This is a genomic window from Ilumatobacter sp. (assembly GCF_049588435.1).
In the GTDB taxonomy this organism is placed as follows: domain Bacteria; phylum Actinomycetota; class Acidimicrobiia; order Acidimicrobiales; family Ilumatobacteraceae; genus Ilumatobacter_A.
This window is the reverse complement of the sequence record NZ_JBAVYV010000410.1, coordinates 1-19,935: the sequence shown is the minus strand read 5'-3', so window position 1 is coordinate 19,935 and position 19,935 is coordinate 1. Positions and strand designations below refer to the sequence as shown.

General features: G+C 64.8%; 21 protein-coding genes and 1 pseudogene. 11 read left to right on the top strand and 11 right to left on the bottom strand.

The window, feature by feature from the left end:
- The 3 genes from WBV89_RS15895 to WBV89_RS15885 form a co-directional block, all read left to right on the top strand.
- A partial coding sequence (locus WBV89_RS15895; protein WP_423982324.1) for a TetR-like C-terminal domain-containing protein occupies window positions 1–402 on the top strand: 402 nt, incomplete at its 5' end.
- Window positions 389–1,072: a CatB-related O-acetyltransferase gene (locus WBV89_RS15890; RefSeq protein WP_423982323.1), complete on the top strand. Its 684-nt coding sequence runs from the start codon at window positions 389–391 to the stop codon at window positions 1,070–1,072. The genes WBV89_RS15895 and WBV89_RS15890, both read left to right, overlap by 14 nt.
- A 44-nt stretch (window positions 1,073–1,116) precedes the next feature.
- Window positions 1,117–2,706 carry an ABC-F family ATP-binding cassette domain-containing protein gene (locus WBV89_RS15885; protein ID WP_423982322.1) on the top strand — a complete coding sequence of 530 codons (1,590 nt, stop codon included), beginning with the start codon at window positions 1,117–1,119 and terminating at the stop codon, window positions 2,704–2,706.
- 326 nt (window positions 2,707–3,032) lie between these two features.
- Here the strand turns inward: WBV89_RS15885 and WBV89_RS15880 are convergent, their stop codons facing one another.
- The 3 genes from WBV89_RS15880 to WBV89_RS15870 all read right to left on the bottom strand — a co-directional run bounded on the left by WBV89_RS15880 (window position 3,033) and on the right by WBV89_RS15870 (window position 4,691).
- Entirely contained in the window at window positions 3,033–3,443 is a 411-nt protein-coding gene (locus WBV89_RS15880) for a PaaI family thioesterase (protein ID WP_423982321.1), read from the bottom strand.
- Window positions 3,440–4,252: a helix-turn-helix domain-containing protein gene (locus tag WBV89_RS15875; protein WP_423982320.1), complete on the bottom strand. Its 813-nt coding sequence runs from the start codon at window positions 4,250–4,252 to the stop codon at window positions 3,440–3,442. The genes WBV89_RS15880 and WBV89_RS15875 overlap by 4 nt, the downstream gene beginning before the upstream one ends.
- Before the next feature lie 91 nt (window positions 4,253–4,343).
- Window positions 4,344–4,691, bottom strand: coding sequence for a DUF1330 domain-containing protein (locus WBV89_RS15870; RefSeq protein WP_423982319.1), 348 nt, complete (start codon window positions 4,689–4,691; stop codon window positions 4,344–4,346).
- Between the two features lie 169 nt (window positions 4,692–4,860).
- Here WBV89_RS15870 and WBV89_RS15865 point away from each other — a divergent pair, with 169 nt between their 5' ends.
- Both WBV89_RS15865 and WBV89_RS15860 read left to right on the top strand, forming a co-directional pair.
- Window positions 4,861–5,229 (top strand): nuclear transport factor 2 family protein, encoded by a 369-nt coding sequence (locus tag WBV89_RS15865; RefSeq protein ID WP_423982318.1) that lies wholly within the window; start codon window positions 4,861–4,863, stop codon window positions 5,227–5,229.
- Window positions 5,226–6,047 (top strand): alpha/beta fold hydrolase, encoded by an 822-nt coding sequence (locus WBV89_RS15860; RefSeq protein WP_423982317.1) that lies wholly within the window; start codon window positions 5,226–5,228, stop codon window positions 6,045–6,047. Before WBV89_RS15865 ends, WBV89_RS15860 begins: the two co-directional genes overlap by 4 nt.
- A 478-nt stretch (window positions 6,048–6,525) precedes the next feature.
- On the opposite strand, the gene WBV89_RS15855 is transcribed toward WBV89_RS15860, so the two are convergent.
- The 3 genes from WBV89_RS15855 to WBV89_RS15845 all read right to left on the bottom strand — a co-directional run bounded on the left by WBV89_RS15855 (window position 6,526) and on the right by WBV89_RS15845 (window position 8,692).
- Window positions 6,526–6,942, bottom strand: a complete 417-nt coding sequence (locus WBV89_RS15855; RefSeq protein ID WP_423982316.1) for a transposase — start codon at window positions 6,940–6,942, stop codon at window positions 6,526–6,528.
- Window positions 6,939–7,532: an IS110 family transposase gene (locus tag WBV89_RS15850; protein ID WP_423982315.1), complete on the bottom strand. Its 594-nt coding sequence runs from the start codon at window positions 7,530–7,532 to the stop codon at window positions 6,939–6,941. The genes WBV89_RS15855 and WBV89_RS15850 overlap by 4 nt, the downstream gene beginning before the upstream one ends.
- A gap of 371 nt (window positions 7,533–7,903) precedes the next feature.
- Window positions 7,904–8,692, bottom strand: a complete 789-nt coding sequence (locus WBV89_RS15845) for a phytanoyl-CoA dioxygenase (protein ID WP_423982314.1) — start codon at window positions 8,690–8,692, stop codon at window positions 7,904–7,906.
- Window positions 8,693–9,310: 618 nt separating this feature from the next.
- On the opposite strand from WBV89_RS15845, the gene WBV89_RS15840 reads away from it, so the two are divergent.
- The gene (locus WBV89_RS15840) at window positions 9,311–9,937 is read left to right on the top strand and encodes a class I SAM-dependent methyltransferase (RefSeq protein ID WP_423982313.1); all 627 of its coding nucleotides are present in this window, start codon (window positions 9,311–9,313) and stop codon (window positions 9,935–9,937) included.
- A gap of 410 nt (window positions 9,938–10,347) precedes the next feature.
- Here WBV89_RS15840 and WBV89_RS15835 read toward each other — a convergent pair whose 3' ends face one another.
- Window positions 10,348–10,836, bottom strand: a complete 489-nt coding sequence (locus tag WBV89_RS15835; RefSeq protein ID WP_423982312.1) for a DUF3995 domain-containing protein — start codon at window positions 10,834–10,836, stop codon at window positions 10,348–10,350.
- 344 nt (window positions 10,837–11,180) lie between these two features.
- Here WBV89_RS15835 and WBV89_RS15830 point away from each other — a divergent pair, with 344 nt between their 5' ends.
- Window positions 11,181–11,555, top strand: a complete 375-nt coding sequence (locus tag WBV89_RS15830; RefSeq protein WP_423982311.1) for a VOC family protein — start codon at window positions 11,181–11,183, stop codon at window positions 11,553–11,555.
- Window positions 11,556–11,600: 45 nt separating this feature from the next.
- The gene (locus tag WBV89_RS15825; protein ID WP_423982310.1) at window positions 11,601–12,164 is read left to right on the top strand and encodes a methyltransferase family protein; all 564 of its coding nucleotides are present in this window, start codon (window positions 11,601–11,603) and stop codon (window positions 12,162–12,164) included.
- A 60-nt stretch (window positions 12,165–12,224) separates the two neighbouring features.
- Here WBV89_RS15825 and WBV89_RS15820 read toward each other — a convergent pair whose 3' ends face one another.
- From WBV89_RS15820 to WBV89_RS15805, 4 genes are read right to left on the bottom strand one after another with little or no spacing between them, the layout of a single operon-like run.
- Window positions 12,225–12,638 (bottom strand): VOC family protein, encoded by a 414-nt coding sequence (locus WBV89_RS15820; protein WP_423982309.1) that lies wholly within the window; start codon window positions 12,636–12,638, stop codon window positions 12,225–12,227.
- Window positions 12,639–12,655: 17 nt separating this feature from the next.
- A complete protein-coding gene (locus WBV89_RS15815; protein ID WP_423982308.1) occupies window positions 12,656–13,786 on the bottom strand; it encodes an alpha/beta hydrolase in 1,131 nt (376 codons plus the stop codon).
- Window positions 13,787–13,840: 54 nt separating this feature from the next.
- Window positions 13,841–14,512, bottom strand: a complete 672-nt coding sequence (locus tag WBV89_RS15810) for a response regulator (RefSeq protein WP_423982307.1) — start codon at window positions 14,510–14,512, stop codon at window positions 13,841–13,843.
- A complete protein-coding gene (locus WBV89_RS15805; RefSeq protein ID WP_423982306.1) occupies window positions 14,509–15,768 on the bottom strand; it encodes a sensor histidine kinase in 1,260 nt (419 codons plus the stop codon). The genes WBV89_RS15810 and WBV89_RS15805 overlap by 4 nt, the downstream gene beginning before the upstream one ends.
- A 196-nt stretch (window positions 15,769–15,964) precedes the next feature.
- Between WBV89_RS15805 and WBV89_RS15800 the strand changes: the two genes are divergently transcribed.
- From WBV89_RS15800 to WBV89_RS15790, 3 genes and pseudogenes are all read left to right on the top strand, one after another.
- Window positions 15,965–18,325, top strand: a complete 2,361-nt coding sequence (locus WBV89_RS15800; RefSeq protein WP_423982305.1) for an MMPL family transporter — start codon at window positions 15,965–15,967, stop codon at window positions 18,323–18,325.
- Between the two features lie 236 nt (window positions 18,326–18,561).
- The gene (locus WBV89_RS15795; protein WP_423982304.1) at window positions 18,562–19,452 is read left to right on the top strand and encodes a M23 family metallopeptidase; all 891 of its coding nucleotides are present in this window, start codon (window positions 18,562–18,564) and stop codon (window positions 19,450–19,452) included.
- 190 nt (window positions 19,453–19,642) lie between these two features.
- Window positions 19,643–19,935: pseudogene (locus WBV89_RS15790) on the top strand (SAM-dependent methyltransferase); the annotation flags it as partial.

The following is a 19,935-nucleotide window of genomic DNA, read 5'->3' as shown; positions in this document are numbered from 1 at the left end:
CCCGACACCGGTGGACTCGAAGGCGATCTGATCGAACTCAACCGTTCGATCCAGTCGACCCTGTCCGATGACTCGTCACTCGTCGTCGCGGTGATCGCCGCAGCGTTTCGCGATCCCGACGCAGCCGCGGCCTTGCGTCGGTTCTGGGACGACCGGTACCTGCGCTCGGAGGTGGTGATCGATCGAGCCATTGCACGCGGCGAGGCACCCGACGACGTCGATGCACACGCGCTCCTGGTTGCTTCGACTGGCCCGCTCTATCACCACCGATTGCTCCTCGGTCACACCCTCACCGTCGACGACGCCGACCACTACGCACGATTCGCAGCCCACGCCGCAACGGCGCCGACCGCCACCACCAGCCTCCGCCCGTCGAAAGGAACCAGCAATGGCCGCTCCTGACCCGACCGAACTCCATCCCACAACCCGCCCCGATCTGACGAACGTCGTGTTCCTCGCTTACCAGATCACCTCGAACCTGATCGACGTCGGCGACTTCACGTACTACGACGACGAGGGCCGGGGCGACCTGTTCGAGACGACAAACGTCAAATACCTCTACGGACCTCAGCGACTGGTGATTGGCCGGTTCTGCGCGATCGGTCCCGGCACAGAGTTCCTGATGCCCGCCGGCAACCACCCGATGGTCGGACCCTCGACGTTCCCGTTCACCATGTTCGGAGGCGACTGGACCGACAACACGCTCGACACGTTCATGTCGATCGAGCAGCCCGGCGACACCGTCGTCGGCAACGACGTGTGGATCGGCCGCAACGCCACCGTGCTGCCCGGTGTCACGATCGGCACGGGAGCGGTGATCGGCGCGAACAGTGTCGTGTCACGAGACGTCGAGCCGTACGCGATCGTGGCCGGGAACCCGGCAAAGAAGATCCGTCGACGTTTCGACGACGACCAGATCGCCAGTCTGCTGGCGAGCCGCTGGTGGGACTGGCCCATCGATGCCATCACCGAACACGCCACCACGTTGATGGCAGGAACACCCGACCAGCTTGCGCGCATCGCCGAACAACACCACCCTCACCGACCAAACGTCGACGAACGCTCGACCTGAGCAGCCGATCCGCGCCGCCGAGTTGCCAGAGAAAGGAGCTGTTCGTGTCCGTTCGCATCACTGATCTTTCGTTCCACTGGCCGTCTGGGCGGGTCATCTTCGACCACGTCGATGCCGTCTTTTCCGACGGGGTGACAGGACTCGTCGGCGACAACGGGATCGGCAAGACCACGCTGCTACGTCTCATCGTCGGCGACCTCCAACCCACAGCCGGCCACGTCACCGTGACCGGCCGAGTCGGCTACCTCCCTCAAGACCTGGTGTTCGAACCGTCCGCGACCGTCGCCGACGCCATCGGCATCCGCCACCTCGTCGACCAGATCAGAGCGGTCGAAGCCGGCGACCCCGACGCGGACGTTGCCAGCATCGCCGACGACGACTGGCTCGTCGAGAACCGAGCCGTGTCAATGCTCGACCGCCTCGATCTCCCAGGCGTCGACGTGGACCGCCCGCTCGGAACGTTGTCGGGCGGCGAAGTGATGCTCGTCGGACTCGCTGGGCTGCTGTTCGAGTCACCCGACGTCTTGATCCTCGACGAACCCACCAACAACCTCGACACCCGACACCGCACCACCGTCCTCGACCTCCTCCGAACGTTCAGTGGCCCCACGATCGTCGTCTCCCACGATCGTGGCCTGCTCGAACACGTCGACCATGTCACCGAGATCGACCGGCACCAGATCCGGGTACTGGCCGGCAACCTCGAACAGTACGAGGCCGTGCGAGAACACGAACGAGACATCGCCGACCAGCGTGTCAAAGACGCCGAACGCGACGTGCGCCGCCAACAACGAGAGTTCCAAGAAGCACTCATCAAGGTCGATCGACGGGAACGATTCGGCAAGAAGATGACCGAGCAGAAGCGCCGACCGAAGGTCATCATGAACGAACTCAAACGACGCTCACAGGTGACCAGCGCCCGTCTCCGATACCGCCACCAAGACGACCTCGACTACGCACGCCAACGCCGCGACACCGCAGCCGACCTCGCTTCCACCGTTGATCGGATTCAGATCGAACTGCCCGACACGACCGTTGCCACCAACAAGGTCGTCCTGGTCCTCGACGACCTCACTCTCGCCAACGGCACACCCATCACCGCATCGATCCACGGACCCGAGCGCATCGCCCTGACCGGCGCCAACGGAGCCGGAAAGACCACTCTGCTCCGCACCATTGCCGGCGACATCGAACCCGTCGCCGGAACCTGCACCGTGCGCGTGCCCATCGGTTACCTCACCCAGCGACACGAACACCTCGACGAACAGCTCAGCGTCCTCGACAACGTGCAGCGACGAGCGCCGACCACGAACCCTCAGCACATCAGATCCGCACTCGCCCACCTGTCATTCACCGGCGAACTCCCGCACCAGTCCGTCCGAACGCTGTCCGGAGGCGAACGATTCAGAGCCGCGCTCAGCGCCATCCTCCTCACCGAGCCTTCACCGCAACTCCTCCTCCTTGACGAACCCACCAACAACCTCGACTTCGCGTCGGTCGACACCCTCGTCGAGGCCCTCAACGCCTACCGCGGTGCGCTCATCGTCGCTACCCACGACCAGCCTCTCATCGAGCGAGTCGGCATCAACCGAACCATCACACTCGACGACCTCCCCTGCTCTCCCTTCGGATAGCGCATAAGCACACCTCGACAACGGGGTCAGAGCCGACGGATCACGGCCACGCAATCGGCCCGGCACTCGATATCGGGTGGCGCCATCGCCGCCCGCCGACCTTCGTCGACACCGATCGTGGTGCTGATTCTTCGCTCTGTAGTGATGGTAGCCGCGGCGACATGCCCTGTGCATCGGAGGGTGGGGAGGTAGAAGTCGGGTGATCGTGAGACCCGGGGTCCGTGGCAGAGTCCTCCATTGCCCGGTGGCCGAGCGCGGGTGCTCGATGGGGCCGGGTCCACCTGATGATGAACCCAGATTGGATCTCGGTCGCGTGTGGGCCTGGTTCAGGTGTTTCGATTGAGAACGTTTTGGGTCTGGGTGACCTTGGCGACGAGTCGGTCGCGGTGGCGGATCTCGGTCTCGACGACGATCGTCGTGGTTCCCACATGGAGTGGGATGGCGGTGGCGGTCACGGTGCCTTCGGTGACCGCTCCGAGGAAGTTCGTCTTCGACTCGATCGTCGACGTGCGGGTGGTCCGGTCGGGGAGGTTCAGGTATGCGACTGCTGCGCCTGCGGAGTCGGCGAGTGCCATGAGCGCTCCGCCGTGGAGGATGCGGTTGCTCGTACACAGTGCTTCGGTCCACACCATGTTCAGCTCGACACGTTCGGCGGTCAGCGTGCGGGCGGTGACGCCGAGCGTGGCGCACAGCGGCATCGCGGTCCGTATGAAGGCGGTCGGATCGGTGTCGGTCATGTGGGTTCCATGGTCGTGGCGAAGGTGCGGAAGTGTTCGGTTGTCGCCGTGTCGTTCGGGAAGAACAGTTCGATCGCGAGCTCGTCGAGTGTGATGTCGCGAGGCGTTCCGAACGTTGTGAGCGTGGTGAACATGGACAGTTCGACACCGGCGAGGTCGAGTCGGAACGGGACGAGGAGATCCGGCGTCGCGAAGCTCGTAGACCAGCCGATCCGCTCGCGCAACTCGATGATGTTCGGGTAGCTCGTCACTTCGTCCTCGATCCGGATCAGGTTGGGGTCGGTGGTCAGCGTGACCTGCCGGTGGAGTTGGGTCAGGAGGTACGTGGCCCACTCGTCGAATCCGAGGGTGTGGCGGGCGAGGCCGTCGGGGTGCAGACTCGCACGGAACACGTTCATCGGCGGGCCCGCCAGATGTGGAGGAAGCAACGACACGAGCTGCAGGGCGGCCCGATTGGAGAGCACGACGTTCCAGTGTCGGTCGAGTACGACGCCGGGATACGGCTCGTGCGCGTCGAGCAGGCGTCGAAGCGAGTCGACGATGCCGGCCATTTCCGGATCGTCGAGCGACGTGTTCTGATATCGGGGAGCGAAGCCGGCTGCGAGCAGCAGTGTGTTGCGCTCGCGCAGCGGAATGTCGAGATGGATCCCGATGGCGTCGATCAGCTCCGGGCTCGGCCTCGAACGGCCGGTCTCCACGAAGCTGAGGTGTTTCGGGGAGACACCGATGTCGTAGGCGACGTCGAGTTGGCTGCGTGATCGTCGGTGGCGCCAGTCGCGTACAAGTGTTCCGACGGCGGTCTGGGTCATACGACGACAGTACGAACGATCCATACGCGCCGCTACTACCCGTGAGGTAAAGGATCGTCTGCGGTCACGCAACAGAACCCGACCGTGACGGTCACCGCGACAGGATGTCCGTTGCCCGGTGACCTGGGGAGACGCCGACGAGGGTGAAGATGGTGCTGGTCGAGTTGTCGGCGCGCAGTGGGATCAGCGTCTGATAGTTCTCGGACCGGTACCAGTCGACGGCACCCGTTGCGTTCGGGAACTCGATGATGACGACCGAGCCAGGCGATGTTCCTTCGTGCACAACCGGTTCGTCGCCGTGCACGAGGAACGAACCACCGAACGGCTCGAGTGTCGAATCGATCAGCTCCACGTAGCCCACGAGCTCAGCGCTCATCACCACGTCGGTGAGGATCCCCACCGCATAGCTCTTTGCCTTGTCCTGGTCGTCTTTGTCCATGTCTTTCACGATGCCCGTCCGTCGGGACCGGGTCCACTACCTGCCAGGTAGTCACGCACTCCCGCACCACGCACTACCCAAGAGGTAGTAGCAGTGCCGCCGACCGAGCCGTCAGAGTGATCCACGACCCGCCGGACCCTCCGGTCGGCCCGACACCAAGGAACCAGACATGGACCCCACCTCGACCATCGACCGCTACCTCGACGCCTACGGCGAGACCGACGCCGACCGAAGACTCCAACTCATCTCGGAGTCGTTCACCCCCGACGCAACACTCGCCGACCCGCCACTCGACGCCGCCGGCCACGACGGCTTGTCCGCCATGTTCGCCGCCGTGCAGTCCCAGTTCCCCGGCCACACATTCATGCGCACGAGCGCCGTCGACGAACATCACGGGGCAGCCCGTTACGAATGGTCGCTCGCCGGGCCCGACGGGACCGTGGCGGTCATCGGCAACGATTTCGTCCGCTTCGGATCCGACGGCAAGCTCGCCAGCGTCGTCGGATTCTTCGGCCCGATCCCCACGATCGACCAATGACGGACACGACAACGACACCCGTTCGCACCGATGACGGAGTCGATCTCCACGTCACGCGCTGGGGCCACGGCAAGCCCGTCCTCCTCGTACACGCCTGGGCGCTGTCCGGCCAGATGTGGGACCACCAGATCCCCGCACTCGTTGACGCCGGACATTCCTGCATCGTTTCGGACCGGCGCGGGCACGGACGCTCCGGTCTGGCCACGACCGGCTACGACCTCGACACCCTCGCGAACGACCTCGCGACTGTCATCGATCATTTCGGCCTCGACGATCTCGCACTCGTCGGGCACTCCGCCGGCGCACAAGAAGTCGTCAGGTACCTCGCACTCCACGGCGAGCACCGCGTCCGATGCGCCGTGCTCAGCGCACCGATGACCCCGTGCGTTCTTCAACGCGACGACTTTCCCCTCGGCATTCCCGAGGCCGACTTCGAAACAATCCGTTCCGGCTGGCTCGACGACTTCGGGGCATGGGTCCACGACAACACCGACAGCTACTTCGGCGACACGACGATCTCTGCCCCGCTGCTCGACCAGACCGTTCGGATGCTCATGGACACACCGCTCCCCATCGTCCTCGAAACGCACCGGACCCTCACACGCGCCGACCTGCGAGCCGACCTCGCCCGACTGAACGTTCCCACCACCGTGATCCACGGAACACTCGACACCTCAGCGCCCATCGACGCCACCGGACGACCCACAGCCGACATCGTCCCTGGCGCACGACTCGTCGAGATCGATGGCGCAGGCCACGGCATGTACCACGCACACACGCACCTCTACAACGAAGCGCTCCTCGCCGCGCTTGCATGAGCACTGAAATCCGGACTGGACGAACCGGGGATGATGGCCAACGCGTCCAGCGCTTACCAAACGAACCGACCGCGCGTCGCGCAGCACGGTTGGGGAGACCCCGACCTGCATCGAGGAGAATCGGGTCTGCCCATCAATAGCCGGCTCCCAGCCAACGGTCGAAGAATTTCTCACCACATCCGCTCAGAGCTGACAGCTTGAACTTGCACGATCCGGGTTTGCACCCCACTCCATATAGCGCAAGCACAATCAGGCGTCAGACTGCGCTGTATCGAAGCCTCTTTGGTTGTCAAGGGGGTCTTCGTCGGTGTCTGGGCGCGTTGGTCGAGGCCCCTTGCCTGGCGGCTGGGGCCGGTCGTAGGGTCGTGGTCGGGTCCGGGAAGTGACTTGTCCGAAGAGCCGGCTGTTCAGGACGCGAGGCCGGTCACGCTAGAGACAGAGTCGTTCCTGGGTGTCCTCCCGGGCCCACTTGAACGCGTCAGCTACGGAGTTGTTGGGCGTCGTTGACGAGGTGCCGGTAGACGGTGTCGGAGATGCGACGCTTCAACGCGCGCAGTGCTTCTTTGGAGGTCTTGCCTTGCTCGATCTTGCGGTCGTAGTAGCGGCGGCCGATGGTGTCGTGGCGGAGTTGGCTGATCGCGATCACTTGGATTGCCCAGTTCAGCTGTCGGTTGCCGCGAGGGTTCAACCGGTGTCGAACCTTGTCGCCCGACGACGCCTCGATCGGAGCGGTCGCGTTGTGGCTGGCGTAGTGGTGTCGGCTGGCGAACCGGTCGATGTTGCCGGTGTGGCCGATGATCAACGCTGCGGTGATCGGCCCCAAGCCGACGATGTCGGTCAACGATGTTCCTGACGCCTTCACCGCAGCAGTGATGCGCCGTTTCGACGTCTTCATCTGCGCCGACCGGCGAGGTCGAGACGTTGGCGTCCCATTGAATCGGTCGCGATGAACCGGTCGAGGAGTACGTCAACCCTGGTCATCGATGACATCTTGAAGTCCGCGCCGCCAGGGAACATCTCCAACAACAGGGCATGAAGCCGGTTGCACTCGAGGTTCTTCTGACGCCCGAGATCACGGTGCCGCTTGCCCAACAACCGCAAGATGCGCGTGTGATCGTCGGGCAACACTGCAGCCAGATCGTTCGCGCGGAGTGCTGCGATTGCGACCGATCGGGCGTCGTTGGGGTCGTTCTTCTGAGACCGTCCGGTGCTCAATGTGCGCACCCGCGACGCACGCACCGCCGGCACATCGACAACGGTTTCGCCGGCTGCGATGAGTTGCTGAGCGAGCAGGTAGCCGAGCCCTTGGGCGGACTCGACCGCCCACGTTCGATCGTCGCGGAAACCGTCGGCCCAGTCGCGCAACAGCACGGCTTGGGTCGGGCAGGAACGGATACAGATCTCGTCGATGACGGTTTCGAAGTCGTCGACGGCGACTGCGGTGTGGGACGCCTTGTGAGGGTCGATCCCGATGGTGATGGACATGGCAGAAATGCCTTTCTCTCGGTGATGGGGACCGAGGTGGGCACTCCTGATTCGAGTCGATCTGATCGCGCCTCTTTCGAGCCACACCCCAGCCGATGGACACCGGCCGGCTGGCAGTTCGATACAAAGCCAACCCGGAAGGCGGCAGGCACTTAGAGAGTCAACCGACCGGCACCATCGACGCTACGACAACCGCCGCAACGCACCCCCGACTCAATCAGGCACCTTTGATCGGGCGGGCCCACTCCAGATCGTGCGCGCTCGGTCAAATTTTCTGCTTGGCGTCGGGTCCCTCATGCTCCGCGCTGCGGTGAGAGCGACGCTCGCCGAGTTGCAGCAACTCAAGCGCGCGATGCGTGCGGCTCTGCGCTTCAACCCGGCCCGTTTGCCACAGAGCGCATGACGATCGAGTCGGTCGGGGGCCCGGCCGGAAACGTCGGGATGAGTGGCGGTTGTGCCATGAACTTCGGTGTTGTTCCTCGGTGGCGCTGTGCGGCGTGAACGAGGAACGGGTGGCACAGGTAGACGGTGCCTGCGTTGCCGGTCGCGAACGCCTCCGTGTGATGTGCTGTCTCGGCAAACCCGTCGGCGGCGAGTTCGGCGATGGTGGCTCCCGGTTCACCGAACGGCGTGAGGAATTGTGCAATCGTCGTGTGCGACCCGATGCGGATCCGGGTGGGGGCGTCGTGGTCGCCGACATCGGAGAACAAGAAGAGCGCGAGAAGCGCTCGACCGCGCGAGGCGGCGTTGACACGCCATTGCATGAAGTCGGGCTCGGTCTCCCAGCCGAAGCCCGCATCGATGTGCCAACCGTCGTCGCCCGGATCCTGATCCGACGGGAAACGGATCGGGAACGTGCCGAGGCCCGCCATCGGATGCCACGCTCCTGGGCCGACGAGTGTGTCGTATGCGGCGGTGAGCGACGGTGAAGCTGCAGCGGCTCGAAACGGAGGCTCGGCACTGCCGGGTAGGCGGACCACGGGATGGGTCCATGTACCCGGGTCCTCTGGCGAGCACCCCGATGCCTGCCAGAGCATCGTGCGGCAGTCGTCAGCGATCGAGCGTGGGAAGGCGCCGTCGATGCGGACGTAACCGTCGGCAACGAAACGCTCGATGAGTGAGTCGGGCGCATCCGCGCCCTGTGAGATCTGATCGGTCATGGTGTGGTGTCTCCTGCGAAAGGACCGAGCGACACGCAGGTACTGCGCGCAAGCCACTCGGTAGGTGAACTGGGCTGGAAGCTCAGTACTGCAGGGAGACCGTGAACATCATCACGCTCGCCAAGGTACCAAGCCGGACTTCCAGTGGAGGCCATCGGTTTGTCGACTCGACGACGATCAGGAATGCCGATCGCATGCCCCGTGCGAGCACGCATATTCCCCGATGCCTAAACCCCGGCAGTCAATCAGGCACGTGAGCGCTTGGCTGCCTGCTCGGGAATGTGCGGCGAGGTAGCTGGCCGCGATGCCGGTCACCGGAATCAGGCCGTGCTGCCGGATCCCGAGCCCGGGAGCGGCGGCTTCTCGGCGACGTGAGCTCCGAAGACTGCACTGCGGCAGGTACCGAGGGCCGCCTCGTCCTCGATTCGCGGCCGTAGGCGTGCGCTCCACGGATCGGCGATCTGGGGTCTCCACGCCGCGCCTCGCGCCAGCGACGGGGCGCAGCTGGATCGGCGGTCTTGACCTCCGGGCGTACGCTGGAGTCCGAAGGTGATCGCCGGGGGTCGGGTCACGGATGCGGATGCGTTTCGCAAGCAGAGTCTTCGGACCTGGGATTCGATGGCTGCTGGTTGCGAAGCTCGCCACGCGTTCCTCCAGCGGAACATGGGTCACCTCAACGACTGGATTATCGAACAGACGACTCCAGCATCGGGGCAGGTGGTCCTCGAGGTCGGGGCCGGACCGGGAGATCTCGGTCATCAGATCGCATCGCTCGTCGGACCCCAAGGCCGGGTGATCTCGACCGACTTCTCCTCCGAGATGGTGGAGGTCGCACAACGACTCGGAACGACACAGGGCTTGAGCAACGTCGAGTACCGACAGCTCAATGCCGAAGCCATGGATCTCGACGATGGAAGCGTCGATGCAGTGGTGAGCCGTTCGGTCTACATGCTGCTTGCAGACCCTGCCGCGGCGTTGCGTGAGGCACGACGGGTGCTTCGGCCGGGAGGGTCGCTGCCCTTGACAGCGTTCACGACACCGGAACAGAACCCCTGGTGGGCAGTTCCGGCAGCGGTGTTGGCGCAGCGCGGGCATCTCACGCCACCCCAGCCCGGAGCTCCGGGGGTCTTCTCGCTGGGGGACCCGAAGCGGGTGCGTCCGCTCGCCACGAGTGCCGGGTTCTCCACGCTGATGATCGACCATGTCGACTTTGTGTTCCACTACGCCGACGACGAAGATGCCTGAAACGCGATCGTCGATCTGAACGGCCCGCTGGCCGTGATCATCGAACGGCTGCCCACCGATGAACGCGAGGCAACCCGTCATGCCGTTCTCGATGGCTTCCGACCCTTCCGGGATCCGGATGGCTCGTACTCAGTCCCGCGGAGGTTCTCGCGGTCCACGCCCAGTAGCAGGCCGATTTCATGGTGCCGGTGGGGCATCACGTGGACCGAGCCCGCACGTCGATCGATGTACTCATGGCGCCGCCCAGCACGCCGAAAACCGCGGCTGATATGCCGTTGAAGACAACGCATTACAACCCTGCGCTTTTCCGGGCGACGACCCGCTCATCGATATTGACACCACAACACCCGAGGACACCCCGTCCGAGTTCGGCACCGATGCGAGTGCTCTCCTGAGCGAGACCGTTCTGCTCACGAAGGTGCGCTTGGTCGAATCGAAGCCTGCCGGCCGACGAGAGGGATCGAGAGCCGGAGCCAAGCGCCAAGAGCAAGCCCCCAAGTTAGGAACCACGGATCCCAAAGATATGCATGCCAGGCCAGCGCCCTCTCGTCGGCATCGGCAGACGCCTCTACCACGCCGGCCTGAATCAGTAGACCCACCACAGTGAGCAACCCGCCATACAGCATCAAGACAATGGCGGCGACCCAACCGGCGACGCGACCGACACGCTGGACACGCGCCCCGGGAAGCAAGGTGATGATCACGGGAACTGCGGCGATCGTCAGCTTCACCATCAACACGATCGCAAGCACGCCGAGAACGCCGGGAGTTCGCTGGCGGCCCCACCTTTCGATCTCGCCCCCGACCGTCGAGAGCAGTGCGGAACCTCCGACGAGCCAGTACGCGGTCACCGCAGAATTGGTCATGCCGACACCAACGGCGACCCACTTGGCAATCATCTCGCTGCGAGCGTCCACATCGGTCAGTCTGCACCTGACCGAACAGCGCAGAACATCAGCGGAACTCAAAGCCCACCCCGTGCGCCAAATCGGCACGTGCACCGGAGCGTTCTCGGCCTCAAGCCGGGCCAGGGGACAGCGATCGAGTTGCCGGAGAGAGCGGGGGGATCGCCTCGCCCATGACACGAGTACCGGGTGCAGTTGTCGCCCGTCGTTCCTCCAAATGACGGAGAGAGCTTCCGCCAGATGGTGGATGCCACAACAAGCGGGTCGTCGTACGGTGATCGACATGTGGCCGTACCTGTGACGGGCGCACTAGGAATCCAACGAAAGGATGCACGCTCATGGACATGAGACTCGCCGTCGTCGGAGTCCCCGTCTCGGACGTGGACACCGCCAAGAAGTTCTACGTCGACCAGGTCGGCTTCGACCTCGATCACGACATCACCCCGGCCGAGGGGATGCGCGTCGTGCAGATGACGCCACCCGGGTCAGTGTGCTCGGTCGTCATCGGACACGGTATGCCTCTCGGCGAGCCGCCCTCTACAGCTGTCCCGCAACTCGTCGTGTCCGACATAAACGCCGTACGCAATGGCTTGGCGCAGCGCGGTGTCGACATCACCGACGTTCAACAACTCGGTCCGGTCGGCGCGCCCGGCTCACGGTTCGCGTTCTTCAGCGACCCTGACGGCAATCCTTGGGCCCTTCAGGAAATGTGACCGGGCCGAGTTGACTACGTCGATGTGCGCGGAAGTCGGGTCTCGATGACGGTGTCGCTGACCGTCGCGGTGTGGTTGACGTGGGCCGTTCTGGTCGTCGGAACCGGGTACTCCCAGACCGAGTCTCGCGACCGGATCGACGTGGCGGCGACACGCGTGTCCCAACGTGCCGACGCCGTGACCGTTGCGTCGATGACGGGCGCAGCCGTGACGGCCATCTGGCTCCCCAGCGCCGACCTTTCCGGTGCGGCGTGGTTCGGTCTGTTCGTGGGTACCGGCGTGGTGGCCGTCGGCCTCGCCGGTCGACACTGGGCGGCACGGACACTCGGCTCGGACTTCACTCGCAGCGTTGCTGCTCCCGACCGGCTTGTCACCACCGGCCCGTACCGGTTCGTCCGTCATCCGAGCTATGCGGGGTTGCTGTGGTCGCTGCTCGGGCTTGGGGTGACGCTGTGGAACTGGGCGAGCTTCGCGATCATGGCCATCGGCTGCAGTGCAGCGCAGGTCGTCCGCATCCACGCCGAGGAGAAGGTTCTCGAAGCGCGGATGGGCGTGAAGTACCGCGACTTCGAACGCACCCGCAAGCGACTGGTCCCCGGTATTTGGTAGACGGCCGGGAGTCATGGCGGGTGTCGACGTCACCAACGATCGTGGATTTCTTTGCCCGTGTCATGCTCCCGCGTAGTCGCCGAACGTCCAGGCGTACCCTTCGGTGTCGCGCACGCTGAACGCATGGGCATCGGCACCGTTTCCGAACCGGGTCGTGTGTGGATGCTGGATGACCGACAATCCTGCTGCGACCGCGCGCTGATGGATGGCGTCCACGTCGCTGGTCGGGACATACATTGCGCTGGTGCCAGGCTGCAAGTGGCCGTGGACCCCGCCGGTGTGGCGGGTCGAACCGACCAGGACCGTGCCGCCCGTCGGCCAGGACAGCTCGGCGTGCACAACCTGGTTGCTGTCGTCGCGTGCCAAGAGGGCTTCGTGAAAGCCGAAGACGCCCACCAGGCACGCCAGCGCGGCGTCGATGTCTCGGTAGTGCAGGATCGGCCAGACCGTCGTATTTGTGAGATCCGTTGCCATGGTTCCAGCCTGGGAAGTCAAGTGGGTCGTCCACATCCGGTGCGGTCAGTGAAGATCTCGATTGCGTCGACGACGGCTTCGAATCGGGCGGAGCGGAAAACGTCGAAACCGTGCTGGGCTCCCGGCAGTTCGGCGTACACGACCGGGTTCGTGGACACCGCGTCGAGTTCGTGGGCGAAGGCGCGGGCGTCGTCGACGAGGACGCAGGTGTCGTTGTCGCCGTGGGCGATGAACGTTGGGGGTGCGTCGGCGTTGATGTAGGCGTGCGGCGTCGAGGCGACACCGGGTTGGGAGTCGGGGGATCCGTAGAAGCCGTACAGGCTGATCGCCCCTGCGACCGCGGTATCTACGTCGCCGAAGTCCGGCTGGAAGCTGGGGTCGTTGGGGGTGAGCGCGGCGGTGACGGCGAGGTGTCCGCCGGCCGAGCTGCCGGCGACGTAGATCCTCGTCGGGTCGCCGCCGTAGCGGTCGGCGTTGCGGCGGGCCCACGCGATTGCCTGCTTGGCGTCGATGAGGTAGTCGGGGAACCGGGCCTTGGGGGCGAGGCGGTAGTTGGCGCTGATGCACACCCAGCCGTGTCGAGCGAGGCGGTGCAGGAGCGGTTTGCCTTCCCGGTTCTTGTGCCCCGATCGGAACCCCCCGCCGTGGAAGTAGACCAGCACCGGCCCGCCCTGGTTGGTGCGCTGGTGGTACACGTCGAGCAGATTGCGGCGACCGGCATCGCCGTACGCGATGTTTGCTTCGCGTCGTACCTGGCGGCCGTGGAAGGACAGCGGGGCAACGAGGACCCGCCACCACGGGTGCCGCCTCGGCAACGCGTCGCCTGCCGACAAGCTGGTGTCGAGCGCGGCGGCGAGATGAGTTCTCGAAGCCAGCCCACGCCGTGCGATCACGACCAGTGCACCCATCCCGATGGCCGCGGCGACCAGTGCAGCGAACCCGACCGGGTTGGACAGATCGCGGCTCAAGGCGGTGCTCGCCGTCGACCAGATCAACACGTACATCGCGAAGAACGGCAACTCGATGACCGTCATCGTGAGAATGAACGACCAACTCCACGGGCGCGTCGACGACGGCATCGGTGGAGACATAGCGACGAGCGCCAACGCCGCCCACAACACCGCCGTGATCAGGTAGCCGATCGGCATACCTCCACCAATACCCGCCGTGGCGCCCGATCACACCGCGCCCGCAAGTGCGACTCACCCCGAGGGCGTGACGATGCCGTGTTCGTATGCCCACACGACTGCTTGCACTCGGTCGCGTAGGTTCAGCTTGGTGAGGATGTTGGACACGTGGGTCTTGATCGTGGCCTCGCCGAGGATCAGTTGTTCGGCGATCTCGGCGTTACTTCGTCCGGCGGCGATCTGTCGGAGCACCTCGAGTTCGCGCTCGCTGAAGACTTCGAGTTCGTCAGCAGCCGGTCGGACCCGCCGAGTCCGTGCGAACTCGGCGACGACGCGCCGCGTCACCGACGGGGAGATCAGTCCGTCGCCCGCAGCGAGCCGATGGACGGCATCGATCAATTCTTCGGGCGGTGCGTTCTTAAGGATGAATCCAGCTGCCCCTGCCCGCAGCGCCTCGAACAGGTAATCGTCGCGATCGAACGTGGTCACCACCAGCACGGCAGGCGCGGCGTCACCGGCGGTGATCTGGCGGGTTGCCTCGATGCCGTCGAGGTTCGGCATCTGGACGTCCATCAACACGACGTCGGGCCGCGCACTCGTCGCGTGGTCGATTGCTTCGCGTCCGTCCTGTGCTTCGCCGACGACGGTGATGTCGGACTCGCCCTCGAGAATCAGCCGAAAGCCGCTGCGGACGAGTTGCTCGTCGTCCACGATGAGCACGCGCACCCGACGCTCCGACGAAGTCATGAGCTCATCACTGGGATGTCCGCACACACGCGATAGCCCCCGCCATCGAGAGGTCCTGCGCTCAACTCGCCGCCGTGCAAGGCGGCTCGTTCGCGCATGCCGATGAGACCGTGGCCGACACGAACAGCGGTGTTCGTGTCGTCTGGCATGGCGGTTCCGTCGTCGACGACCTCGATACACAACGCCCGATCGTCAACACGAATCGTGACGTCGGCGGTGCTCGCCTCGGCATGTTTACGGGTGTTGGTGAGCGCTTCTTGCACAATGCGATAGGCGGCGACGTCGATGCTCGGAGCGAGCGCTGCGGTGTCGCCGCAGATCTCGGTGTGGACGTCGAGGCCGAGGCGTTCGGCTTCGTCGACGAGTTCTCCGACCCGTTGCAGACTCGGTCGTGCGGTGATCGGGTCGAGGCGGACGTCGTCGTTGCTGCGCAGGAAACCGAGCAGACGATCGAGTTCCTCGACCGCATGCCGGCTCGAACGCTCGATGTTGCCGAGGGCGCCGATGGCCGCGGAACGATCCCGGTCGACGACTCGACGGGCCGCACCCGCTTGAACGCCCATCGCGCTCACGTGGTGGGCGACGATGTCGTGCAGGTCGCGCGCGATTCGGAGCCGTTCGCTCGCGACAGCTCGCCGCGCCCGTTGTTGGCGGTCGAGAGCGAGCTGCTGCGCTCGGGCGGTCAGATCCTGTTCGCGCTGGAGCCGGGTCTGGATCATGTCGCCGAGCAGCCACGCCGCAGCGAAGAACGCGACGTTGTACACCAACCCTGAAGCGACCGTCAAGGTGGTGAGGTGTTCGAGGTTGTCGGGTGGGTCGAGTATGGCCAGCGTGTGGATGTAGACGATCAACATCACCGCCAACGCGCCCGCTCGCAGGTTGCGCCGTAGCGGGGGAACAAGGTGGATTCCCGCCGACGCGAACGACACGAACAACACGATCCCCGAACCGGTGAACTCATCGACGTCGACCCACCGGAACGCAGCGAACGCGCATGTCGTGGCGACGAACGCGACGGCCGGACGAACCCGGCGAAGCGCGAGCGGCGCACACATCAACACGGTGAGCACGACCGAGACCACCGTGGCCGGCGCGACAGCTTCACCGCTCGCCACAGCAGTTCGTTCGTTGACTGTGAGCGAGAACAGCTGAAACGCCAGCAGCGACATGGCCAGGATCGAGTCGGCGACCAGGAGTCGCCGGGACCACCATGCCCTCACGCGATCGGGCATCGACGTCGAGTTGCTCGTCGCCATGTGAACAACGGTATCCATCCGGCGGGCTGCGTCGCTCCCCCAGAGGGCGGACTGACGTTCCGCCGCGCGGGGGAACCCACCGAGACGTGTGATCTCTACCGTTTTCTTCGAGCTTCGCAGTCTCACCCCTGTCGAACGCCATCAGCGCCCAGTCGGCGCAGCGTTCGAACCGCAGCAAAACCCGGAGGAACGGATCATGAAAAGCACTCCCAGCATCGAAGCGAGCGGCAACCGGCAGACCGGTCTGCTCGGTCGAACCGCGCGGACCTGCGTCCGACACCGCTGGATCGTCGTGGGCATCTGGCTTTCACTGCTCGTCGCCGTGAATGCGGTGTCAGGCGCAGTTGGACCCGACTACCGCACCGACTTCTCGTTTCCTGACAGCGAGTCGAAAGAAGTCCAAGAGACGCTCGAAGCCGCGGCACCCGATCGTGCCGGTTTCACCGCACAGATCGTCGTCCAGAGCGAACAGGGCGTCGACACGCCCGCGATTCGGTCGAGGTTCGAGGAGCTCGTCGCGTTCGTCGAATCCCAGGGTGACATCACCGTCACGAGCCCATACGAGAATCCGCAGCAGATCAGCGACGACGGCACGATCGCGTTCGCGCAGCTCGACATCCGTGACAGCAGAACCTTCCCCGAACTCCAGGATGTGGGCACTGAGATCGTCGAGTACGGCGAGTCGTTGCCATCCGTCGACGGTCTCGACGTCGAGTACGGCGGCGACCTGTTCGCCGAGTTCGAGATGCCCGAAAGTGAGATCTTCGGCCTCATCGCTGCGGTGATCATCCTGATCGTCGCGTTCGGGTCGGTGCTCGCGATGGGGCTGCCGATCGGGACTGCTCTGTTCGGTCTCGGAATCGCGTCAGCGCTTGTCACGCTCGGCAGCAACATCGTGGCGATGCCCGACTTCACCACGGCGATGGTCGCCATGATCGGAATCGGCGTCGGCATCGACTACGCCCTGTTCATCGTCACCCGCTACCGCGAAAACCTGCACGCCGGGGCGTCGGTGAGCGACTCCGTGGTCCAAGCGGTCGAGACCAGTGGCCGTGCGGTGCTCTTCGCCGGTGTCACGGTGATCATCTCGCTGATGGGGCTGTTCTTGATGGGTCTGTCGTTCGTGTCGGGCATCGCCGTCGCCGCTTCGATCGGTGTCCTGATGATGATCTTCGGATCATTGACGCTGCTGCCTGCCCTACTCGGGTTGATCGGCACCCGGATCGAGCGCACCACCTGGGCTGCACTCGGCTCAGTCGCGCTCTTGGTACTCGGCGTGTTCGTCGGCGTCATCACGGGACAGAATGCGGTCTTCTTCGGTGGCCTCCTCACAGCTGCGGGGTTGTTCGCCCTGAGTTTCGCGATCAAACCGCTCCGACGGCTCGTACCCCACCGCGCCCAGCGCCCCCGCCAGGAGCAACTCGCGTACCGCTGGAGCCGATTCATCCAGCATCGGCCATGGCCGAGCGCACTCGGCGCGGTCGCGGTCCTCGTCGTGCTGGCGATCCCGCTCACGTCGATCCGACTCGGCTTCGGCGACTACGGCAACTTTCCCGAAGACACCACGGTCCGGCGTGCGTACGACCTCATCGCCGACGGCTTCGGGCCCGGCAGCAACGGCCCACTGTTCTTGACCGTCGAGGGCACTGCAGCTGCTGACCCGAACGAACTCGACAACTTCGTGAACGCGCTCGAACAGACCGACAACATTGCATTCACCGCAGCGACGCCGATCACCGATCAACTCGCGCTCGTCACCGTCTACCCCGACAGCGCACCACAGGACGCCGAGACCTCGGCGCTCGTGGACGACCTGCGCACCGACGTGATCCCGGCGTCCGGGGTCGACGCGCAGGTCGGCGGATTCACCGCCGCCGCAAGCGACTTCTCGTCGTTCCTCGGCGGACGCATGCCCTGGCTCATTGGTGTCGTGCTCCTGTTGAGCTTCGTGCTGTTGATGGCAGTGTTCCGGAGCATCCTCGTCCCCCTCAAGGCCGTGGTCATGAACCTGTTGTCGATCGGCGCCGCGTACGGCGTGATCGTCGCGATCTTCCAATGGGGATGGGCCAGCGACCTGATCGGCGTCGCCAAACCCGGCCCGATCGACGCCTGGATCCCGATGTTCCTGTTCGCGATCGTGTTCGGGCTGTCGATGGACTACGAGGTCTTCCTCCTCTCAAGAATCAAGGAGGAATACGACCGCACGAAAGTCAACGCCGTCGCCGTCGCCGACGGCCTCGCCGCGACCGCCCGGGTCATCACCGCCGCCGCGCTGATCATGTTCTGTGTCTTCAGTGCCTTTGTGCTCGGCGACGACCGCTCACTCAAACTGTTCGGATTCGGCCTCGCGATCGCCGTGTTGATCGACGCCACCATCGTGCGCATGCTGCTCGTGCCAGCAACCATGGAGCTTCTCGACGACCGCAACTGGTGGATTCCGAGATGGCTCGATCGACTTCTGCCCGACATCGACGTCGAAGGACACGGCGAACCCGAACTCTCGGCGCCACCGCGACCTGGTGAAGCCGAGCGCGACGAGGAGCTGACCTCGGTGTGACCTCGAAACAGTCCACTACTCGACCAACGCCTGCCCCGACTCGTGACCAGCGCTTGAGATCCATATCGACCGTTCGTCGCCGGAGCAATGACACCAAAAGGACCGACATGATCCCCCCAGATCTCGACACCATCAGACTCCACCAACGAGAGCGGGAGGACGAAGCCTCCCGCCACCGTCACTACCGACAAGTCGTAGCGTCACGGCGCGACCCTTCGCTGCCGAAACCAGCGCTCGTGGCGGCCCGCCTTCGGATGCCATTGGTCGCGATCAGCGTGATCGGATTCGTCGTCGTTGCGATCGCAAGCCCCGGCGGATGGTGGTACGCCGGCGCCGTGGCGCTGTACATGTGCGCGATCGCCCTGTACGTCCGCGTCGGGACCCCACGAGGTCGCAGCGTCGACATCAGCTCACCGGTACACGGGCGCTGGCTCACCGTGAACAGTCCCTCCACGAGGGTGCCGAGCCACGGCATCCACGGCTGGGCACAAACCCACGCCTGCGACCTCGTCGCCGAACCCGACTCTGATGACCGACCGCCCGCGGGGTGGTGGCCGCTCGCCCGCCGACCCGACGACTACCCCGGATTCGGCGCCGAACTGCGATCCCCCGTCGACGGTGTCGTCGTCCGCTCGATCGACGCGATGCGCGACCACTGGAGCCGGACCTCACCCCTCGGCATTCTCTACCTCATCGTCGAGATGGTGCGCGAACTCTTCGGTCCGATCGGAATCCTCGGCAACTACCTCGTGATCCGCAGCGACGGCGAACGCGACGTCTATGTGGCAATGGCCCACCTGCAGCGCCGCTCGCTCACCGTCAGAAGCGGAGACCGGGTAGCGAAAGGCGATCTCGTCGCGCGATGTGGCAACTCGGGCAACTCAACCGAACCACACCTCCACATCCAGGTCATGGACAAGGCAAGCCCATGGATCGCAGCTGGCGTCCCGTTCACCATCGACGGAAAACCGCTCCCACCGACCGACGATCACCTTCACATCGCAGCACGGGACTCATGCAGCCACAACCGAGCAGGATCCGAGAAGCATCGGCACACCTGCCCACCTACCGTTCCACCACATGACCGTGAGACCTCGCCAACCCCGCAACGCCACGGTGCTCGGTGACGCGGTCCGCGCCGAGGCGGCGGCGGATTGGCTCACGGTGACGTCCCCGACCCGGGGAGTTGCCTTTCAGAAAGACCGCAACGCAGCCGGGGCGATGACACTCGCCGCGCGTCCACTCGGCAGACGTCGACACCTTCGCTCTGCCGAAACCCGTCGTTGCGACAATTGACTCGTGTGCCACCGTGGTGACGTGACTCACAACGAATCTCGGTCCGAGCAGCTCGCGGCACCTGATCAGCACCTCGATCCGGCCATCGCAGCTGGGTACGACGGGAGCGCTGGAGCCAAGTTCTCAGCGGATGAGGTCGACCGAACTGCCGATGCACTCGCCGAGCTTGCCGACAGCGGCACGGCAGTCGAGTTCGCAATCGGCACCGGTCGTGTCGCTCTCCCGCTGACGGCACGTGGCGTGTCGGTGTCGGGGATGGACATCTCCGAGCCGATGCTTGCCGAGTTGCGCAAGAAGCCCGGATCCGATGCCAT